Origin of the sequence: Rathayibacter sp. AY1F9, from assembly GCF_002932155.1 — a bacterium.
Taxonomy (GTDB): Bacteria; Actinomycetota; Actinomycetes; order Actinomycetales; family Microbacteriaceae; genus Rathayibacter.
Genome location: NZ_PSVA01000001.1, coordinates 17,911 through 34,116 on the forward strand (window position 1 = coordinate 17,911; position 16,206 = coordinate 34,116).

Genomic DNA, 16,206 nt, shown 5'->3' on the forward strand with positions numbered 1-16,206 from the left:
CGGAGCGGGCGATGTCGGGTCGGCTCCCGGGTCACGGGTCCGACCTGCCTGGTGGCTGCGGATCGCGCTTCTAGTGCGTGATGAGCTTGGAGAGGAAGTCCTTGGCCCGGTCGGTGCGGGGCGCGGTGAAGAACGACTCCGGGTCGGTGTCCTCGAGGATCTCGCCGTCGGCCATGAACACGACGCGATCGGCGGCCTTCCGGGCGAAGCCCATCTCGTGGGTGACGACGATCATCGTCATCCCGTCCTTGGCGAGCCCGACCATCACGTCCAGGACCTCGTTGATCATCTCGGGGTCGAGCGCCGAGGTCGGCTCGTCGAAGAGCATCACCTTGGGCTTCATCGCCAGCGCCCGCGCGATCGCGACGCGCTGCTGCTGCCCGCCGGAGAGCTGGGCCGGGGTCTTGGCGGCCTGGTGGCCGACGCCGACCCGGTCGAGCAGTGCCGTGGCCTGGGCCTCCGCGTCCTTGCGGGAGAGCCCGCGGACCTTGATCGGGCCGAGGGTGACGTTCTCGAGGATCGTCTTGTGCGCGAAGAGGTTGAACGACTGGAAGACCATCCCGACGTCGGCGCGGAGCGCGGCGAGGCCCTTGCCCTCCTCCGGGAGCTTCTGACCGTCGATGGTGATGGTGCCGCCCGAGATCGTCTCGAGCCGGTTGACCGTGCGGCAGAGCGTCGACTTGCCGGATCCGGAGGGGCCGAGGACCACGACGACCTCGCCCCGGTGCACCGTCAGATCGATGTCCTTCAGAGCCTGGAAGTCGCCGTAGTGCTTCTGCACCCCGGAGAGGACGACGAGGGGTTCACCGGCGGGAGCGGCGGCGCGCTCGTCTTGCGGGGCTGTGACCATGCCGTCAGAGAAGCACACGGGGATGGGCCGGTCAAATCATGAGGGAATTCTTAACCGAAGGGTAACAACGCGCCCTGTTCTCCAGGTTCACGGCACCCTCGGCCCGGTTCCTCTCAGGAACGCAGCGCGAAGGCGCTCTCGTACAGGCAGACGGAGGCCGCGGTCGCGAGGTTCAGCGACTCCGCCGCCCCGTAGATGGGCACCGCCACCACGCCGTCGACGAGGGCGAGCGACTCGTCCTCGAGGCCGCGCGCCTCGTTGCCGAAGACCCAGACGGTCGGCTGGGCGAGGTCCCCGCGGGCGCGGACGTCGAGCAGGTCCTCCCCCTTCACGTCGGCCGCGACGGAGCGGAGGCCCACGCCGCGGAGCCGGCCCAGCACGTCGGCGAGGTCGGCGCCGACCGCGACCGGGAGGTGGAAGAGCGAGCCGGTCGTGGAGCGCACGACCTTGGGATTGTAGAGGTCGACCGAGCGCCCGGACAGCACGACCGCGTCGGCGCCGGCGGCGTCGGCGGCACGGATGATCGTGCCGAGGTTGCCCGGATCGCGGACCTCCTCGAGCACCGCCACGAGGCGCGGCTCGGAGGCGACGACGTCCTTGAGCGACGTGGGGAACTGACGGCAGACCGCGACGAAGCCCTGCGGAGTGACGGTGTCGGCCATCGCGTCGAGGACGTCCTCGGTCACGTACTCGATGTCCACCTCCGCCTCGGCGGCGGTGGCGACGATCTCGGGGTGCCGCTCCAGAGCGGTCGGAGTCGCGAACGACTCGACGATCAGCTCCGGGCGGTACTGCAGCGCCTCGGAGAGTGCCTGCGGGCCCTCGAGGAGGAAGAGCCCCGTCTCGAGCCGGGCCGGGCGGCGGGTGAGCTTCGCCACGGAGCGGACACGGGGAGAGCGGGGGTTGTCGAGCATGCGGCGAGCCTATCGGCGCGGTGATCGCCGCCCCCGCAGACACGGCGCGGGAGGGCCCGCGAACGACGGAGGGGGCCGCGACCTCTCGGTCGCGACCCCCTCCGGGAAGCCGTGCTGACTACGCTGCGGCCTTGGGCGCCGAGGTGTCGGCGGGCAGCGCGCTCTTCGCGGTCGCGACGAGCGAGGCGAACGTGGCCGGCTCGGTGATCGCGAGGTCCGCGAGGATGCGGCGGTCGACCTGGACGCCGGCCAGGGCGAGGCCCTGGATGAAGCGGTTGTAGGTCAGGCCGTTCGCGCGGGACGCGGCGTTGATGCGCTGGATCCAGAGACGACGGAACTCGCCCTTCTTGGCGCGGCGGTCGCGGTACGAGTAGACGAGGGAGTGGGTGACCTGCTCCTTCGCCTTGCGGTAGAGGCGCGACCGCTGGCCGCGGTAGCCCGAGGCGCGCTCGAGGATGACGCGACGCTTCTTGTGGGCGTTGACGGCCCTCTTCACTCTTGCCATTGCTGTTTCTTCCTATCGATCCGTGTCGGCTGAGTAGCGACCACGCGGCGCAGCGGGCTGCGCCGGCGGTGGGCTACAGACCGAGAAGCTTCTTGGCGACCTTGGCGTCCTGCGGGGCGAGGACCTGGTCCTGGTTGAGGCGGCGCGTGCGAACGCTGGACTTGGACTCCAGGTTGTGCCGCATGCCGGCCTGCTGCTTCATGACCTTGCCGGAACCGGTCACCTTGAAGCGCTTCTTGGCACCCGAGTGGGTCTTCATCTTGGGCATGTTCTCTCCTTGTGAACGTCACTCCGCGCTCGGCGGGGCGAAACCGGTGCCCCGCGAGCGGGGCGTCCACCGGCCCCGAGGCCGGGGCGGCGAAGTACTAGACGGACTCGGCCTCGGCCGTGTCCTCGGGGGTGTTGGCCTCGCGACGAGCGGCGCGGACCGCATTGGCCTCGGCCTTCGCCTCGGACTTGTTCTTCAGCGGGCCGATGACCATCACCATGTTGCGACCGTCGATGGTCGGGGTGGACTCGACCTGGCCGAACTCGGCGACGTCCTCCGCGAAGCGCTGGAGCAGGCGGACGCCCATCTCGGGGCGCGACTGCTCGCGACCGCGGAAGAGGATCATCGCCTTGACCTTGTCGCCGGCCTTCAGGAAGCCCTCGGCGCGCTTGCGCTTGGTCTCGTAGTCGTGCTTGTCGATCTTCAGGCGGAAACGGACCTCCTTGAGGATCGTGTTCGCCTGGTTGCGACGGGCTTCCTTGAGCTTCTGAGCCTGCTCGTACTTGAACTTCCCGTAGTCCATGATCTTGGCCACGGGCGGCTTGGAGTTGGGGGCGACCTCGACCAGGTCCAGGTCTGCGTCCTGCGCGAGTCGCAGGGCGACCTCGATCTTGACGACGCCGACCTGTTCTCCTGCGGGACCCACGAGGCGGACCTCGGGGACGCGGATACGGTCGTTGGTACGGGGATCGCTGATTGCGTTTCTCCTCTGATCTCGGTGAGTGCAGCTGCGCTGCCGGAGTCTTCTCCAGCGCACCCGAGAGAGGTGATCGTCCCGTCCACGTCGTGCCTGCAGCACGGCGCTCGCACCCTGTGACGCGGTTCCCGAGGCGGACCTCGAGAGCCGCAGCCCTGCCTCCGGTGGTCTGACGACCCTCCGGGGCGGAGTGCTTCTGACCCGGTAACCTTGTGAAGCGGTCAAGCGCGGGTGGGAGAATCTCCACTTTCGAACCGAGGACATGCCTCGGAGCCCGGACAACCATAGCAGACCGGCGGCCCGCCCGACAGACCGGATCCGGCCGCCCCTCGATCCTCTGCTCCGGCGGCCGCGCCCCTCCACCACGGACGACGAACGAAGGACCCATGGCCCAGTACGACGACGACTACACGCGACGATTCGGCGAGGACGGCGGAGCCTCCGACGTGGAGGCCGCGCGCGACATCGCGGAGGTCCCGGCGGTGGAGATCATCACCACCGCCGCCGTGCACCTGATGAGCGCGGCCGCCGTCAAGTGCGGGCTCGCCGACGAGCCCGGAGCGCAGGTCGACCTCGACGAGGCGCGCAAGCTCATCAACGCGCTCGCGGGCCTGGTCACGGCCGGGGCGCCCGACATCAGCGATATGCACGCCCGGAGCCTGCGCGACGGCCTCCGCACCCTCCAGCTCGCGTTCCGTGAGGCGTCCCCCATCGCCGACCCGATCGGCAAGGGCCCGGGCGAGAAGTGGACCGGCCCGGTCACCTGATCGGGGGTCAGTGGGCGGCGGCGAGCTGCAGCGTCATCGAGTCGACGCGCTGCGCGACGGTCTCGTCGGCCGCCCACCGCTCCCCCAATCGCGCGACGAGGGCGCCGAGCGCGTCCTGATCGAGCCCCGGGCGCAGGCTCAGGACCACCACGAGCTCGGGGCCCGCGAGGCGCTGCTCCGGGTCTCCCGCGCGCACCTCGAGCGAGGCGACCGCCCGCTCCCCCTCCGCAGCCGCGCGCAGAGCCCGGAGCACCTCCGCATCGGCGGGGGCCGGCCGCCAGTCGCCGCCCTCCGCGATCGCCCAGAGCGCCGGGCGCCGGACCGCGAACTCCCGCTCGGACGCGGGGTCGAGGACCATCACCTCGGTGCCCTCCGCGACGGCCGCCAGGGCCGCACGGCGCCCGTCGACCGGGACGGGACGGGCGGCCGGGTCCCATCGGCGCATGCTCTCGACGCCGCTGAAGACGGGGAGCACCGTGCGGCCGTCGGGTCCGGCGACCGTGACGATCGCGAGCTCCTGCGTCTTGTCCGCCCGGAGTCCCCCGACCCCCTCCGCCTCCTCGCCGAGGCGGGCGACCAGCGGGATGAGCAGGCGGGACGTGCGGATCGCGTCGACCACGGCCTCCGGGCCGCGAGTGCCGCGGGTGAAGGACTCGAGCGCTGCGACCAGCGCCTCCGGGGCGCTCCCGTCGTCCTCCGGTGTCGCGTTCGGCTCGAAGTGCCGGCCCGCCCAGGGGGTGCCGGCCGAGTCGGTCAGATGCGCCGGGAGCGGGCGGGGCTCACTCGGATGCGACATCCAGGGCCTCCGCGAGCGTGAACGCGCCCGCGTACAGCGCCTTGCCGACGATCGCGCCCTCGAGCCCCTGGGGCACGAGGGCGCGCAGAGCGGCGATGTCGTCGAGGTTCGAGATGCCGCCCGAGGCGATCACGGGGCGGTGGGTGCGTGCCATGACCTGCTCGAGGAGCTCGAGGTTCGGGCCCTTGAGCGTGCCGTCCTTCGTGACGTCGGTGACGACGTAGCGGGTGCAGCCGGCCTCCTCCAGGCGGTCGAGGACCTGCCAGAGGTCGCCGCCCTCCTTGGTCCAGCCGCGCGCGGCGAGCGTGGTGCCCCGGACGTCGAGACCGACGGCGATCTGGTCGCCGTACTGCGCGATGACGCTCGCGGCCCACTCGGGGTTCTCGAGCGCCGCGGTGCCGAGGTTGATGCGCTTCGCGCCGGCGCTCAGCGCGGACTCGAGGCTGCGGTCGTCGCGGATCCCGCCGGAGAGCTCGACGTTGACGCCCTTCACCTGCCGGATGACCTTCTTCATGATGCCGTGGTTGTCGCCGCGGCCGAAGGCGGCGTCGAGGTCGACGAGGTGGATCCACTCCGCGCCCTGGTCGGCCCAGTCGCCCGCGGCGTCGATCGGGTCGCCGTAGTTGGTCTCGGTCCCGGCCTCGCCCTGCGTGAGCCGCACGGCCCTGCCGCCCGCCACGTCGATCGCGGGCAGGAGGACCAGGCCCGGGGCCTTGGTGAACTCGCTCATCGTCATCCTCAGTCTCGGAGCCGGTGCCGGCCCCTGGAGGCGCCGACCACCGGCCGATCCTAGTTCGTGCGGAGGGTGCCCAGCCAATTGGCCAGCAGCCGGAGCCCGGCGGCCCCCGACTTCTCGGGGTGGAACTGCGTGGCCGAGAGCGGCCCGTTCTCGACCGCGGCGATGAAGGGGCCTCCGTGATCGGCCCAGGTGACCGCGGGACGCGGGAACGGGGGCATCACGTCGAGCGACCACTCGCGGGCGCCGTAGGAGTGCACGAAGTAGAAGCGCTCCTCGGCGATGCCGTCGAAGAGCACCGAGCCCTCGGGAGCGGAGACGGTGTTCCAGCCCATGTGCGGGACGACCTCGGCCGGGAGTAGGTCCACCGTCCCCGGCCACTCGCCCAGGCCCTCGCTCTCGACCCCGCGCTCGACGCCGCGCTCGAAGAGCACCTGCATCCCGACGCAGATGCCCAGGACGGGGCGCCCGCCGGCGAGGCGCTTCTCGATGATCTCGCCGCCGCGGGCGCGGGTCAGCGCCGACATCACGGCGTCGAAGGCGCCGACGCCGGGCACGAGGAGGCCGTCCGCCTCCAGCGCCCGCTGCCGGTCCCCCGTCAGCTCGACGTCGGCCCCGGCGAGCTCGAGCGCCTTGACGGCGGAGTGCACGTTCCCCGAGCCGTAATCGTAGACCACGACGGAGGGGCGGGCCGAGCTCACAGCGCGCCCTTCGTCGACGGCACGCCGGAGACGAGCGGGTCGAGGGCCTTGGCCTGACGGAAGGCGCGGGCGAACGCCTTGAACTCCGCTTCGGCGATGTGGTGCGGGTCCCTGCCGCCGAGTACCGTGACGTGCACGGTGAGGCCGGCGTTGAACGCGATCGCCTCGAAGACGTGGCGCACCATCGACCCGGTGAAGTGGCCGCCGATCAGGTGCAGCGCGAAGCCCTCCGGCTCGCCGGTGTGCACGAGGTAGGGGCGCCCCGAGATGTCGACGACGGCCTGCACGAGCGCCTCGTCGAGGGGGACGAGCGCGTCGCCGAAGCGGGAGATCCCGGCCTTGTCGCCGAGCGCCTGTCGGATGGCCGTGCCGAGCACGATGCCGATGTCCTCCGCGGTGTGGTGGATGTCGATCTCGATGTCGCCGCGGGCCCGGACGTGCAGGTCCGTGAGCGAGTGCTTCGCGAACGCCGTCAGCAGGTGGTCGAAGAAGGGCACGCCGGTCTCGAGATCGGCGACGCCCGTGCCGTCGAGGTCGAGGGAGAGCTCGATGCTCGACTCGCTGGTGGCACGGCTGAGGGAGGCGGTGCGCCCGGGTGCGGCGCTCGGGGAGGTCATGCCTCCCAGTCTATTCGCGCCGCGTCGCCGCCCCCGGGCGGAGCTCACTCGCGCGAGAGCGCCACCGTGGCGTCGGCCGACGGTGCGGGCAGGGAGGCGAGCGCCTCGAGGAACGCGGTCGTCTCCTCCTCGGTGCCGGCGCTGACGCGGAGGTGGTTCGGGATGCCGACGTCGCGGATGAGGACGCCGCGGGCGAGCAGGCCCTCGAACACGGCGGCCGGATCCGCGACGCCGCCGAAGAGGACGAAGTTGCTGCCGGTCGTGTACGGGCGGTAGCCGAGGGCGCGCAGTCCGTGGATCATCCGGTCGCGCTGCACGATGATCTCGCCGACCATGGCGAGCATCTCGTCGGCGTGAGCGAGGGCGGCGGTCGCGGCGGCCTGGGTGAGGGCCGACAGGTGGTACGGGAGGCGGACGAGGCGGAGCGCGTCGATCACCGCGGGGTCGGCGGCGAGGTAGCCCAGGCGGATGCCGGCGAAGGCGAAGGCCTTGCTCATGGTGCGGGACACGAGCAGGCGCGGTCGCCCGGGGAGGAGGCTCAGCGCGGTGGGCGCGCCCCTGCCCGCGAACTCGGCGTACGCCTCGTCGACGACGACGATGCCGTCGGTCGCGTCGTAGACCGCCTCGATCACGGCGAGGTCGAGCGGCGTCCCGGTCGGGTTGTTCGGAGCGCAGAGGAAGACGATGTCGGGCCGGGCCCGGCGCACCTGCTCCGCGGCGTACTCGGCTCCGATCTCGAACTCCGCCTCGCGCGGAGCGGGGATCCACTCCGTTCCGCTCCCCGACGCGAGGATCGAGTACATCGAATAGGTGGGCGCGAACCCCAGCAGCGAGCGCCCGGGACCGCCGAAGGCCTGAAGGACGTGCTGGAGCACCTCGTTCGATCCGTTCGCAGCCCACACGCCGTCCGCGGTGAGCCCGTGACCGAGGTAGCCGGCGAGGGAGTCGCGCAGCTCTCGGAACTCGCGGTCGGGATACCGGTTGACGGTGCGCAGCGCCTCCGTGACCCGCCCGACGATGTCGGCGATCACGTCGTCCGGGACCGGGTGGGTGTTCTCGTTGACGTTGAGGGCGACGGGCACGACCGCCTGGGGTGCACCGTACGGGTGCCTGCCTCGGAGGTCGTCGCGGAGGGGCAGGTCATCGAGAGTCGTCACCAGGGAATGGTAGCGAAGCACCCGGCGCGGACGTCCGGGCAGCCCGGCTCAGCGAGCGGTGTCGTACTCGGCCGGGACCGCGAGGCGCTGCCCGGGCTCGACGCCCGCGCTCGAGAGCTGGTTGAGGGAGAGGATGTCGTCGACCACGTCGCGCGGGTCCGCCTGCGGGGCGAGCTCCTCGGCGAGCGACCAGAGCGACTCGCCCGCGTGAACGGTGACGTACTGGAACTCGACCGCAGCGGCGTCGCTCGACGCGACCGCTCCACCGCCGTTGAGCCCGAAGGCGAAGGCGCCCGCCACGATCGGCAGGGCCCCCAGAGCGGCCACCACGGCGCGGCCGCGGCGCGTGAGGCGCAGACGGGTGCGAACGATCCGCGCTTCGCCGAACGCGTTCATCGGCTCGGGAGCGGACGGCAGTACCTCGACGGGCCGGGCCGCGGACGAGCGCTGGAGCGGGCGGGAGGTGAGCTGTGCGGTCATGGGATCGCTCCTTTCAACAGGGATTCGGGGAGGCCCTCGGCCGGGAGGGCCGCCCCGAACGCCTGTACCGAACATATCTTCGAACGCCGGAGCGGTCAAGGGACCGTTTCGGCTGATCCGCGGGCGGACTCGCGCGCGACACACTCGAACGAATGTTCCGACTCGTGAGTTCCGGCGGATACAGTTTCGAGAGCCTGGTCGTAGTAGAGCAGCGACCACCGACATTCCTTGTCGAGTCGCGACCGGGCGGGCGCGCACGCGGCGTGCGCACCGGGAAGAGGGAGCATCGTGAGCGACGCGCAGAGGGCCGGGACCCCGGCCGCCAAGACGAAGGCGGCCGCGGGCCGGCGCCGGAAGAGCCTGAGCGCCAAGCAGCTCGCGATCCTCGACGCGATCCAGCGCTCGGTGTCGAGCCGCGGCTACCCGCCGAGCATGCGCGAGATCGGCGACGCGGTCGGCCTCGCCTCGCTGTCGAGCGTCACCCACCAGCTCAACCAGCTCGAGCTCAGCGGCTACCTGCGCCGTGACCCGAACCGGCCCCGCGCCCTCGAGATCCTCATCGACGTCCCCAGCTCGACGGAGGACGACGGGTCGTTCGAGTCGACCGCGACGGTCGGCGACGCGGCGATGGTCCCCCTCGTCGGCCGGATCGCGGCGGGTGTGCCGATCATGGCCGACCAGCAGATCGACGAGGTGTTCCCGCTTCCCCGGCAGCTCGTCGGCAAGGGCGAGCTCTTCATGCTCAAGGTCGTCGGCGAGTCGATGATCGACGCCGCGATCTGCGACGGTGACTGGGTCGTGGTCCGCTCGCAGCGCACCGCCGAGAACGGCGAGATCGTAGCGGCCATGCTCGACGGCGAGGCCACCGTCAAGGTGCTGCGCCAGCGCGACGGCCACACCTGGCTGCTGCCCCGCAACTCCAACTTCGAGCCGATCCTCGGCGACGAGGCCGAGGTGCTCGGGAAGATCGTGGCGGTCCTCCGCTCGGTCTGACACCGGGAACGCAGGAGGGGCCCGACCGGCGTGCAGCCGGCCGGGCCCCTCCTGCGTTCGACGGGCACCGGCGATCGGGGCGCGCGCCCCTCCGTCGCGGTCACGGGAAGGCGGAGGAAGGCCGCCGAAACCCCGTCGCCGAACCCTCCGGCCGCCGCCGGTCGGTGGTGCGGGACGCCGCACTCCCTCCCGGATGCGCCGAGCGCCCGCCTCCCGGACGGGGAGACGGGCGCTCGGGTGGTGGCGATCAGGCCTGGACGGCCGCGCGCGGAACCGCGAACTCGGCGAGCGAGCCCGCCAGGTCGGCGTGCACGAGGGCGACCACGTGGGTGCCGCCCTCGACGTACTGCGTCGACAGGATCCGGCCGCTGCGGTGCAGATGCGAGATCACGTCGCCCCGGTCGTACGGCACGAGCAGGTCGATCTCGACATCCGGCTCGGGCAGGATCTCGGCGATCCGCGCCTCCAGCTCGTCGATGCCCTCGCCGCTGCGCGCCGACACGAAGACCGCGTCGGGAGCGAGACCACGCAGCACCAGCCGCGTGCCCTCGTCCACCAGATCGGCCTTGTTGAAGGCGATGATCTCGGGGATGCTGCGGGCGCCCACCTCGCCGATCACGTCGCGCACGGTGGCGATCTGCCCGGCCGGATCGGGGTGGGAGGCGTCCACGACGTGGACGATCACATCGGAGTCCGCGACCTCCTCGAGCGTCGACCGGAAGGCCTCGACGAGCTGGTGCGGAAGCGCTCGCACGAAGCCGACCGTGTCGGCGAGCGTGTAGAGGCGCCCGTCCTTCGTCTGGGCCTTGCGGACGGTGGCGTCGAGGGTCGCGAAGAGCGAGTTCTCGACGAGGACGCCCGCGTGCGTCATCCGGTTCAGCAGGCTCGACTTGCCGGCGTTCGTGTACCCCGCGATCGCCACCGAGGGGACGGCGTTGCGCTTGCGGTTCGCGCGCTTGGCCTCGCGGGCGGGCTTCATCGCCGCGATCTGCTTGCGCAGGCGCGCCATGCGGGTGTGGATGCGGCGACGATCGAGCTCGATCTTCGTCTCACCCGGACCGCGCGAGCCCATTCCGGCTCCCGCGCCCACCTGGCCGCCGGCCTGGCGGGACATGGACTCGCCCCAGCCGCGCAGTCGCGGGAGCAGGTACTCGAGCTGCGCGAGCTCGACCTGCGCCTTGCCCTCACGGCTCTTCGCGTGCTGGCTGAAGATGTCGAGGATCACCGCGGTGCGGTCGATCACCTTGACCTTCACCACGTCCTCCAGCGCACGCCGCTGGCTCGGTGCGAGCTCGGTGTCGGCGACGACCGTGTCCGCGCCGAGGGCCGCGACGAGCCCCGCGAGCTCCTGGGCCTTGCCCTTGCCGAGGTAGGTGCTCGGATCGGGGTGCGGGCGGCGCTGGAGCAGGCCGTCGAGGACCGTCGCTCCCGCCGTCTCCGCGAGCGCGGCGAGCTCGTGCAACGAGTTCTCCGCGTCCTCCAGCGAGTTCTGCGAGTACACGCCGATGAGCACGACGTTCTCCAGGCGCAGCTGGCGGTACTCGACCTCCGTGACGTCCTCGAGCTCGGTCGAGAGGCCGGCGACGCGTCGCAGCGCCTGCCGGTCGTCGCGGTCGAACTGCTCGCCGTCGCTGTTCTCGCCCTCGTGGCCGGCGCTCTGCAGCGCCTGGGCTCCACCCGCGACGAAGCGCGAGTACCCTGCCGAACGCGACTGCGCGTTCGCCAGGACCCTCGAGACGACGTCCACGGCCTCGGTCGTGTCGGTCTCGTTCAGGTCTTCCGTCATCCGGATAACACTAACTCCTCAGGTCTTGATAGGTTCACTTCTCATGGCCGCCGAGCACTACTTCTCGAGTACTCCCGACGGCGACCTCCGGCCCCGCAGGATCCAGGCCCGCCTGGCCGGCCGCGACCTCGAGGTCACGACGGCAGGAGGGGTGTTCAGCCCCGGTCACGTCGATCTCGGCACGCGCGTCCTGCTGGACGCGGTGCCCGACGCCCCCGCTGACGGGGACCTGCTGGACCTCGGCTGCGGCTGGGGCCCGATCGCCCTCGCGCTCGCCCTCGCCTCCCCCGACGCCCGGGTGTGGGCGGTCGACGTCAACCAGCGGGCGCTCGAGCTGGTCCGTCGCAACTGCGAGGAACTCGGCGTCCTCAATGTCAACGCCGTGCTGCCCGAGGATGTTCCCGACGACGTCCGCTTCCGCACCGTGTGGTCGAACCCGCCGATCCGCATCGGCAAGGAGGAGCTGCACCTCCTGCTCGAACGCTGGCTGCCGCGGCTCGAGGATGGCGCGGACGCCTGGCTCGTCGTGCAGCGCAACCTCGGCTCCGACTCGCTCCAGACCTGGCTGGGCGCCGCGTTCGCCGGGCGGCTCGACGTGGAGCGCGTCTCCTCGGCGAAGGGCTTCCGCGTGCTGCGGACGACCCGCCTGGCCTGACCGGGTCCTCAGTCGATCCGGATCGTCCCGGTGAAGACGAGGTCGGCCGGGCCGGAGAGCCCGACGTGCTCGCCCTCCTCCGCCGCGAACATCGTCACGCCGAGCGTGCCGCCCGGGACCTCCACGCGCCAGGCCTGCGGAGCGCGCGCTCCCGCCCAGTAGCGCACCGCCAGTGCCGCCGCCGCGGCACCCGTGCCGCAGCTCAGGGTCTCGCCGCTGCCGCGCTCGTGCACGCGCATCCGGATCCGCCCGATCCCGTCGTGGACCAGGGGCTCGCCGGGAACCACGAACTCGACGTTCGCGCCGTCCTCGAGCTCCGGGTCGAGCTGCGGGATGTAGGAGAGGTCGGCGGAGTCGAGCTCCTCGTCGTTGCTGAGGGCGACGACCACGTGCGGATTGCCGAGGTCGATCCCGAGACCGGGGCGCGCGACCTTGAGCTCCTTCGCCCGCACCAGGGGCTCGCCGCCCGCCAGCTCCCAGCGGCCGAGGTCGACCTGGAACCCGGCACCGCTGCGGGTGACGTCGCGGACGCCGGCGCGGGTGCCGATCGGCAGGGTGTCGCCGGGCTCGAGCGCCGCGAGGCCGCCCGCGAGCAGGAACGCGGCGTAGACGCGGATGCCGTTGCCGCACATCTCGGCGATCGAGCCGTCGGCGTTGCGGTAGTCCATGAACCACTCCGCCTCGCTCTCCTCGGCCAGAGCCGCGGCGCCCTCCGGGATCGCGCGGGAGCGGACGGCACGGATGACGCCGTCGGCGCCGACGCCGAAGTGGCGGTCGCAGATCATCGCGATCTGCGCGGGCGAGAGGTCGACCTCACCGTCCGGGTCGCTGAAGAGCACGAAGTCGTTGCCGGTGCCCTGGCCCTTGGTGAAGTGCAGCTCGATCGTCATGGCGCACAGCCTAGCGAGGAGCGGGAGCGGCGGCCTGGGCGGCGGCGTGCGCCCGCGACACCAGGTCCGGCGCGTCGTACGGGAGCCGGTGGGCGCCGGCGTAGCGCCGGAACCAGCTGTTCTGCCGACGTGCGTAGCGGCGCGTGAGCGCCTGCGTCGCCGCGATCGCCTCCTCCTCGCGGAGGACGCCGGCACGCTGGGCGAGCGCCTGGGCGTACCCGATGGCCCGCCCGGCTGTGACGCCGCGCTCCAGGCCGAGGGGGACGAGCCGCTCGACCTCGTCGAGCATCCCGGTCGCCCACATCCGCTCCACCCGCCGGTCGAGGCGCTGCACCAGCTCCTCCCGCGGAGCCTCGAGGAACAGGATCGAGGCGGGGCGCCACCGAACCGGCTCGTCGGACATCAGCGCGCTGTGCGTGCTCCCGCCGGTGAGCTCCGCGATCTCGAGCGCGCGGACGATGCGCCGGGCGTTGTGCGGACCGATCCGCTCGGCCACTCCGGCGTCGATCCGGCGCAACCGCTCGACGAGGGCGCCCAGGCCCTCCCGCTCGGCGGTCTCCTCGAGCCGGCGCCGGACGGCCGGGTCGGTGCCCGCGAACGAGAACTCGAAGACGACGCTGGAGACGTACAGACCGGAGCCCCCGACGAGGATCGGCGTCGCCCCGCGCGCCAGCACGCTCTCGATCACGCGCCGCGCCTCGCTCTGGTAGCGGGCGACCGACGCCTCCTCCGTCACGTCGAGGACGTCGAGCAGGTGGTGCGGGACGCCCCGACGCTCGTCGGCGGGCAGCTTCGCGGTGCCGATGTCCATCCCGCGGTAGAGCTGCATCGCGTCGGCGTTCACGATCTCAGCGGCGCCGCCGTCCTGCCGGATCGCCTCGGCGAGCTCGAGCGAGAGGTCGGACTTGCCCGTGCCGGTCGCGCCGACGACCGCGATGAGCTCCGGCGCGGTATCGGGGGCTCCGGTCTCAGCGCTCGCCATCGAGGGCGTCGTAGATCGGCGTCGTCAGCGTGCCGGCGTCGCGCACGCGCAGCGACGGCAGGCCCAGCGAGACCCGGGGCGCCCCGCTCCCGCCCGGGGCGGCCGGAACTCCGCAGGACTCGGTCTGCGCCCGGTCCCAGGCGTCGCCCGCGCGGGTGCGGCGGATGCGGAGCGGCGCGCCGTCGGGCGAATCCGCCAGGAGGTAGAAGGGGGCGGCACGGGTGACCCGGACGGAGACCACGTCTCCGGGACGCGGCTGCTCGGAGCCCTCGGGCACGTCGAAGTGCACCAGACGGCTGTCCTCGGCGCGTCCGCTCAGCCGGTGCGTCTCCGTGTCGCGACGGCCCTCGCCGGTCGCGACGAGGACCTCGACCTCTCGGCCGACGACTGCGCGGTTCTCCTGCTCGCTGATCGCGTCCTGCAGGGCGACGAGCCGCTCGTAGCGCTCCTGGACGACCGCCTTGGGGATCTGGTCGGGCAGCGTCGCGGCCGGGGTGCCGGGCCGGATGGAGTACTGGAAGGTGAAGGCGGAGGCGAAGCGGGCCGCCTCGACCACCCGCAGGGTCTCCTGGAAGTCGGCCTCGGTCTCGCCGGGGAAGCCCACGATGATGTCGGTGCTGATCGCCGCGTGCGGGATGCGATCGCGGACCCGGTCGAGGATCCCGAGGAACTTCTCGGAGCGGTAGGAGCGGCGCATCGCCTTGAGGATGCGGTCGGAGCCGGACTGGAGCGGCATGTGCAACTGCGGCATCACCGCCGGCGTCTCGGCCATGGCGTCGATCACGTCGTCGGTGAAGGCCGCGGGATGGGGGCTCGTGAAGCGGATCCGCTCAAGCCCGTCGATGGTGCCCGCCGCGCGGAGCAGCTTCGAGAACGCCTGGCGGTCGCCGAACTCGACGCCGTAGGAGTTCACGTTCTGGCCGAGAAGGGTGACCTCGATCGCGCCGTCGTCCACGAGCGCCTGGATCTCGGCGAGCACGTCGCCGGGACGCCGGTCCTTCTCCTTGCCGCGGAGCGAGGGGACGATGCAGAAGGTGCAGGTGTTGTTGCAGCCGACCGAGATCGAGACCCAGCCGCTGTAGGTCGAGTCGCGCTTCGTGGGGAGCGTGGAGGGGAAGACATCGAGCGACTCGAGGATCTCGAGCTGCGCCTCGTCGTTGTGGCGGGCGCGCTCGAGCAGGCTCGGGAGGGCGCCCATGTTGTGCGTGCCGAAGACGACGTCGACCCACGGGGCGCGGTCGAGGATGACGTTCTTGTCCTTCTGCGCGAGGCAGCCGCCGACCGCGATCTGCATCCCCTCGTGGCGGCGCTTCACCGACGCGAGGTGGCCGAGGTTGCCGTAGAGCTTGTTGTCGGCGTTCTCGCGCACCGCGCAGGTGTTGATGACGACGACGTCGGCCTCGGCTCCATCGGCGGACACGTAGCCCGCCGCCTCGAGCGAACCGCTCAGCCGCTCGGAGTCGTGCACGTTCATCTGGCACCCGAACGTACGGACCTCGTAGGTCCTCGGCCGGGTCTCGGCGACGGGCGACGGGGCGGTACCGAGCGTGCTCATGGTGTGGGATTCTACGCTCCGGTCGGACCGCCTCGGCCCGCCGTGTCAGCGGAAGCGGACGCTCGACCCCGGCTTGCGGATCGTCTCGCGGACGACGCGCTGCACGAGTCCGCCGGCGTAGCCGCGGCGCGCGAGGAACCCCGTGAGCCGGCGCTCGGCGACCTCGTCGGAGAGCGAGCGCAGGCTCGGCAGGCGCTTGCGCGCGAGCTCGAGCGCCGTGCGGTACTCGTCGTCGCCGTCCAGCTCGTCGAGCGCTGACGCGATCGCCTCGGGGTCGATCTTCCGCGCGCGCAGCTCCTGCTGGATGGAGGAGCGGCCGAGCTTCTTGCGGTCGCGGAGCGAGACGACCAGCTGCTCCGCCATGCGGAGGTCGTCGAGGTAGCCGAAGCGCGTGAAGCGCTCGAGGATCTCGAGGGCGTCCTTCTCGGCGACGCCCTCCGTGTAGAGGCGCGCCTCGACCTCGGCGACCGAGAGGCTCTTGCGGGAGAGCCCCCGTACGATCCGATCCGCGACCTGCTCGGGATCGATCTCCTCCGGGATCGCGATCGCGTCGTCGTCGTCCTCGTCGTCCGCTTTCTCGACGAACGCCGGCGTGCGCCGGGCGACGTGAGCCGAGAGCTCGGCGATCCGCTCGGAGGCCGGAGACGCGGCGCCGCCGAGGGCGGAGCCTCCCGACTCTCCTGCGACCGTCCGGGGAGCACTGGTGCTCGGCGTCCCGGCTCCGGACGGCTCCGGAAGCGACCCGGCCCCGTCGGCGTCCGGCGCCGCCGGAGCCCAGCCCTCGTCGCCCGCCGCACCCCGGTCGACCCAGGGCAGGAAGGCCACGGGGCGGCCCTTCGCCCCCTCCGCGGCCTTCT

General features: G+C 72.0%; 19 protein-coding genes. 3 read left to right on the forward strand and 16 right to left on the reverse strand.

The window, feature by feature from the left end; genetic code table 11:
* Positions 1-70 precede the first annotated feature (70 nt).
* The 5 genes from C5C37_RS00085 to infC all read right to left on the reverse strand — a co-directional run bounded on the left by C5C37_RS00085 (position 71) and on the right by infC (position 3,183).
* Positions 71-850 (reverse strand): amino acid ABC transporter ATP-binding protein, encoded by a 780-nt coding sequence (locus C5C37_RS00085; protein WP_104224489.1) that lies wholly within the window; start codon positions 848-850, stop codon positions 71-73.
* A 113-nt stretch (positions 851-963) separates the two neighbouring features.
* Positions 964-1,764 (reverse strand): RNA methyltransferase, encoded by an 801-nt coding sequence (locus tag C5C37_RS00090; RefSeq protein WP_104338232.1) that lies wholly within the window; start codon positions 1,762-1,764, stop codon positions 964-966.
* Positions 1,765-1,882: 118 nt separating this feature from the next.
* Complete coding sequence (rplT, locus tag C5C37_RS00095) at positions 1,883-2,269, reverse strand: 50S ribosomal protein L20 (RefSeq protein WP_104224487.1); 387 nt, start codon at positions 2,267-2,269, stop codon at positions 1,883-1,885.
* 73 nt (positions 2,270-2,342) lie between these two features.
* Positions 2,343-2,537, reverse strand: coding sequence for a 50S ribosomal protein L35 (gene rpmI, locus C5C37_RS00100; RefSeq protein WP_055793295.1), 195 nt, complete (start codon positions 2,535-2,537; stop codon positions 2,343-2,345).
* 97 nt (positions 2,538-2,634) lie between these two features.
* Entirely contained in the window at positions 2,635-3,183 is a 549-nt protein-coding gene (gene infC, locus C5C37_RS00105) for a translation initiation factor IF-3 (RefSeq protein WP_374952931.1), read from the reverse strand.
* Between the two features lie 437 nt (positions 3,184-3,620).
* On the opposite strand from infC, the gene C5C37_RS00110 reads away from it, so the two are divergent.
* Positions 3,621-4,001, forward strand: coding sequence for a DUF1844 domain-containing protein (locus C5C37_RS00110; RefSeq protein WP_104313470.1), 381 nt, complete (start codon positions 3,621-3,623; stop codon positions 3,999-4,001).
* A 7-nt stretch (positions 4,002-4,008) separates the two neighbouring features.
* Here C5C37_RS00110 and C5C37_RS00115 read toward each other — a convergent pair whose 3' ends face one another.
* Genes C5C37_RS00115 through C5C37_RS00140 form a run of 6 tightly spaced genes read right to left on the reverse strand, consistent with a single transcriptional unit; the run spans position 4,009 to position 8,488 of the window.
* Positions 4,009-4,797, reverse strand: coding sequence for an SseB family protein (locus C5C37_RS00115; RefSeq protein ID WP_104338233.1), 789 nt, complete (start codon positions 4,795-4,797; stop codon positions 4,009-4,011).
* Complete coding sequence (priA, locus tag C5C37_RS00120) at positions 4,781-5,527, reverse strand: bifunctional 1-(5-phosphoribosyl)-5-((5-phosphoribosylamino)methylideneamino)imidazole-4-carboxamide isomerase/phosphoribosylanthranilate isomerase PriA (RefSeq protein ID WP_104338234.1); 747 nt, start codon at positions 5,525-5,527, stop codon at positions 4,781-4,783. Before priA ends, C5C37_RS00115 begins: the two co-directional genes overlap by 17 nt.
* Before the next feature lie 59 nt (positions 5,528-5,586).
* A complete protein-coding gene (gene hisH / locus C5C37_RS00125) occupies positions 5,587-6,234 on the reverse strand; it encodes an imidazole glycerol phosphate synthase subunit HisH (protein WP_104224485.1) in 648 nt (215 codons plus the stop codon).
* Positions 6,231-6,851 carry an imidazoleglycerol-phosphate dehydratase HisB gene (hisB, locus tag C5C37_RS00130; protein WP_104233277.1) on the reverse strand — a complete coding sequence of 207 codons (621 nt, stop codon included), beginning with the start codon at positions 6,849-6,851 and terminating at the stop codon, positions 6,231-6,233. Before hisB ends, hisH begins: the two co-directional genes overlap by 4 nt.
* A 44-nt stretch (positions 6,852-6,895) precedes the next feature.
* Positions 6,896-8,008, reverse strand: coding sequence for a histidinol-phosphate transaminase (locus C5C37_RS00135; RefSeq protein WP_181127331.1), 1,113 nt, complete (start codon positions 8,006-8,008; stop codon positions 6,896-6,898).
* A gap of 48 nt (positions 8,009-8,056) precedes the next feature.
* Positions 8,057-8,488: a LysM peptidoglycan-binding domain-containing protein gene (locus tag C5C37_RS00140; RefSeq protein WP_308470901.1), complete on the reverse strand. Its 432-nt coding sequence runs from the start codon at positions 8,486-8,488 to the stop codon at positions 8,057-8,059.
* A 288-nt stretch (positions 8,489-8,776) separates the two neighbouring features.
* On the opposite strand from C5C37_RS00140, the gene lexA reads away from it, so the two are divergent.
* Complete coding sequence (lexA, locus tag C5C37_RS00145) at positions 8,777-9,481, forward strand: transcriptional repressor LexA (protein WP_104224482.1); 705 nt, start codon at positions 8,777-8,779, stop codon at positions 9,479-9,481.
* A gap of 247 nt (positions 9,482-9,728) precedes the next feature.
* On the opposite strand, the gene hflX is transcribed toward lexA, so the two are convergent.
* On the reverse strand, positions 9,729-11,267 hold the full coding sequence (gene hflX / locus C5C37_RS00150) for a GTPase HflX (protein ID WP_104338235.1): 1,539 nt from the start codon (positions 11,265-11,267) through the stop codon (positions 9,729-9,731).
* 43 nt (positions 11,268-11,310) lie between these two features.
* On the opposite strand from hflX, the gene C5C37_RS00155 reads away from it, so the two are divergent.
* Complete coding sequence (locus C5C37_RS00155; RefSeq protein ID WP_104338236.1) at positions 11,311-11,922, forward strand: class I SAM-dependent methyltransferase; 612 nt, start codon at positions 11,311-11,313, stop codon at positions 11,920-11,922.
* Between the two features lie 8 nt (positions 11,923-11,930).
* Here C5C37_RS00155 and dapF read toward each other — a convergent pair whose 3' ends face one another.
* From dapF to C5C37_RS00175, 4 genes are read right to left on the reverse strand one after another with little or no spacing between them, the layout of a single operon-like run.
* Positions 11,931-12,812 carry a diaminopimelate epimerase gene (gene dapF, locus C5C37_RS00160; RefSeq protein WP_104250184.1) on the reverse strand — a complete coding sequence of 294 codons (882 nt, stop codon included), beginning with the start codon at positions 12,810-12,812 and terminating at the stop codon, positions 11,931-11,933.
* A gap of 10 nt (positions 12,813-12,822) precedes the next feature.
* Complete coding sequence (miaA, locus tag C5C37_RS00165; RefSeq protein ID WP_104338237.1) at positions 12,823-13,794, reverse strand: tRNA (adenosine(37)-N6)-dimethylallyltransferase MiaA; 972 nt, start codon at positions 13,792-13,794, stop codon at positions 12,823-12,825.
* A complete protein-coding gene (miaB, locus tag C5C37_RS00170; RefSeq protein ID WP_104297445.1) occupies positions 13,781-15,349 on the reverse strand; it encodes a tRNA (N6-isopentenyl adenosine(37)-C2)-methylthiotransferase MiaB in 1,569 nt (522 codons plus the stop codon). The genes miaA and miaB overlap by 14 nt, the downstream gene beginning before the upstream one ends.
* Before the next feature lie 45 nt (positions 15,350-15,394).
* Entirely contained in the window at positions 15,395-16,174 is a 780-nt protein-coding gene (locus C5C37_RS00175) for a regulatory protein RecX (RefSeq protein WP_181127332.1), read from the reverse strand.
* Between the last annotated feature and the right edge of the window lie 32 nt (positions 16,175-16,206).

Excerpts from the sequence above, each read along its gene's own strand:
- C5C37_RS00085 (WP_104224489.1), bottom strand. The coding sequence starts at position 850 with ATGGTCACAGCCCCGCAAGACGAGCGCGCCGCCGCTCCCGCCGGTGAA.
- C5C37_RS00090 (WP_104338232.1), bottom strand. The coding sequence starts at position 1,764 with ATGCTCGACAACCCCCGCTCTCCCCGTGTCCGCTCCGTGGCGAAGCTC.
- rplT (WP_104224487.1), bottom strand. The coding sequence starts at position 2,269 with ATGGCAAGAGTGAAGAGGGCCGTCAACGCCCACAAGAAGCGTCGCGTC.
- rpmI (WP_055793295.1), bottom strand. The coding sequence starts at position 2,537 with ATGCCCAAGATGAAGACCCACTCGGGTGCCAAGAAGCGCTTCAAGGTG.
- C5C37_RS00110 (WP_104313470.1), top strand. The coding sequence starts at position 3,621 with ATGGCCCAGTACGACGACGACTACACGCGACGATTCGGCGAGGACGGC.
- C5C37_RS00115 (WP_104338233.1), bottom strand. The coding sequence starts at position 4,797 with ATGTCGCATCCGAGTGAGCCCCGCCCGCTCCCGGCGCATCTGACCGAC.
- priA (WP_104338234.1), bottom strand. The coding sequence starts at position 5,527 with ATGAGCGAGTTCACCAAGGCCCCGGGCCTGGTCCTCCTGCCCGCGATC.
- hisB (WP_104233277.1), bottom strand. The coding sequence starts at position 6,851 with ATGACCTCCCCGAGCGCCGCACCCGGGCGCACCGCCTCCCTCAGCCGT.
- C5C37_RS00140 (WP_308470901.1), bottom strand. The coding sequence starts at position 8,488 with ATGACCGCACAGCTCACCTCCCGCCCGCTCCAGCGCTCGTCCGCGGCC.
- hflX (WP_104338235.1), bottom strand. The coding sequence starts at position 11,267 with ATGACGGAAGACCTGAACGAGACCGACACGACCGAGGCCGTGGACGTC.
- C5C37_RS00155 (WP_104338236.1), top strand. The coding sequence starts at position 11,311 with ATGGCCGCCGAGCACTACTTCTCGAGTACTCCCGACGGCGACCTCCGG.
- dapF (WP_104250184.1), bottom strand. The coding sequence starts at position 12,812 with ATGACGATCGAGCTGCACTTCACCAAGGGCCAGGGCACCGGCAACGAC.
- miaA (WP_104338237.1), bottom strand. The coding sequence starts at position 13,794 with ATGGCGAGCGCTGAGACCGGAGCCCCCGATACCGCGCCGGAGCTCATC.
- miaB (WP_104297445.1), bottom strand. The coding sequence starts at position 15,349 with ATGAGCACGCTCGGTACCGCCCCGTCGCCCGTCGCCGAGACCCGGCCG.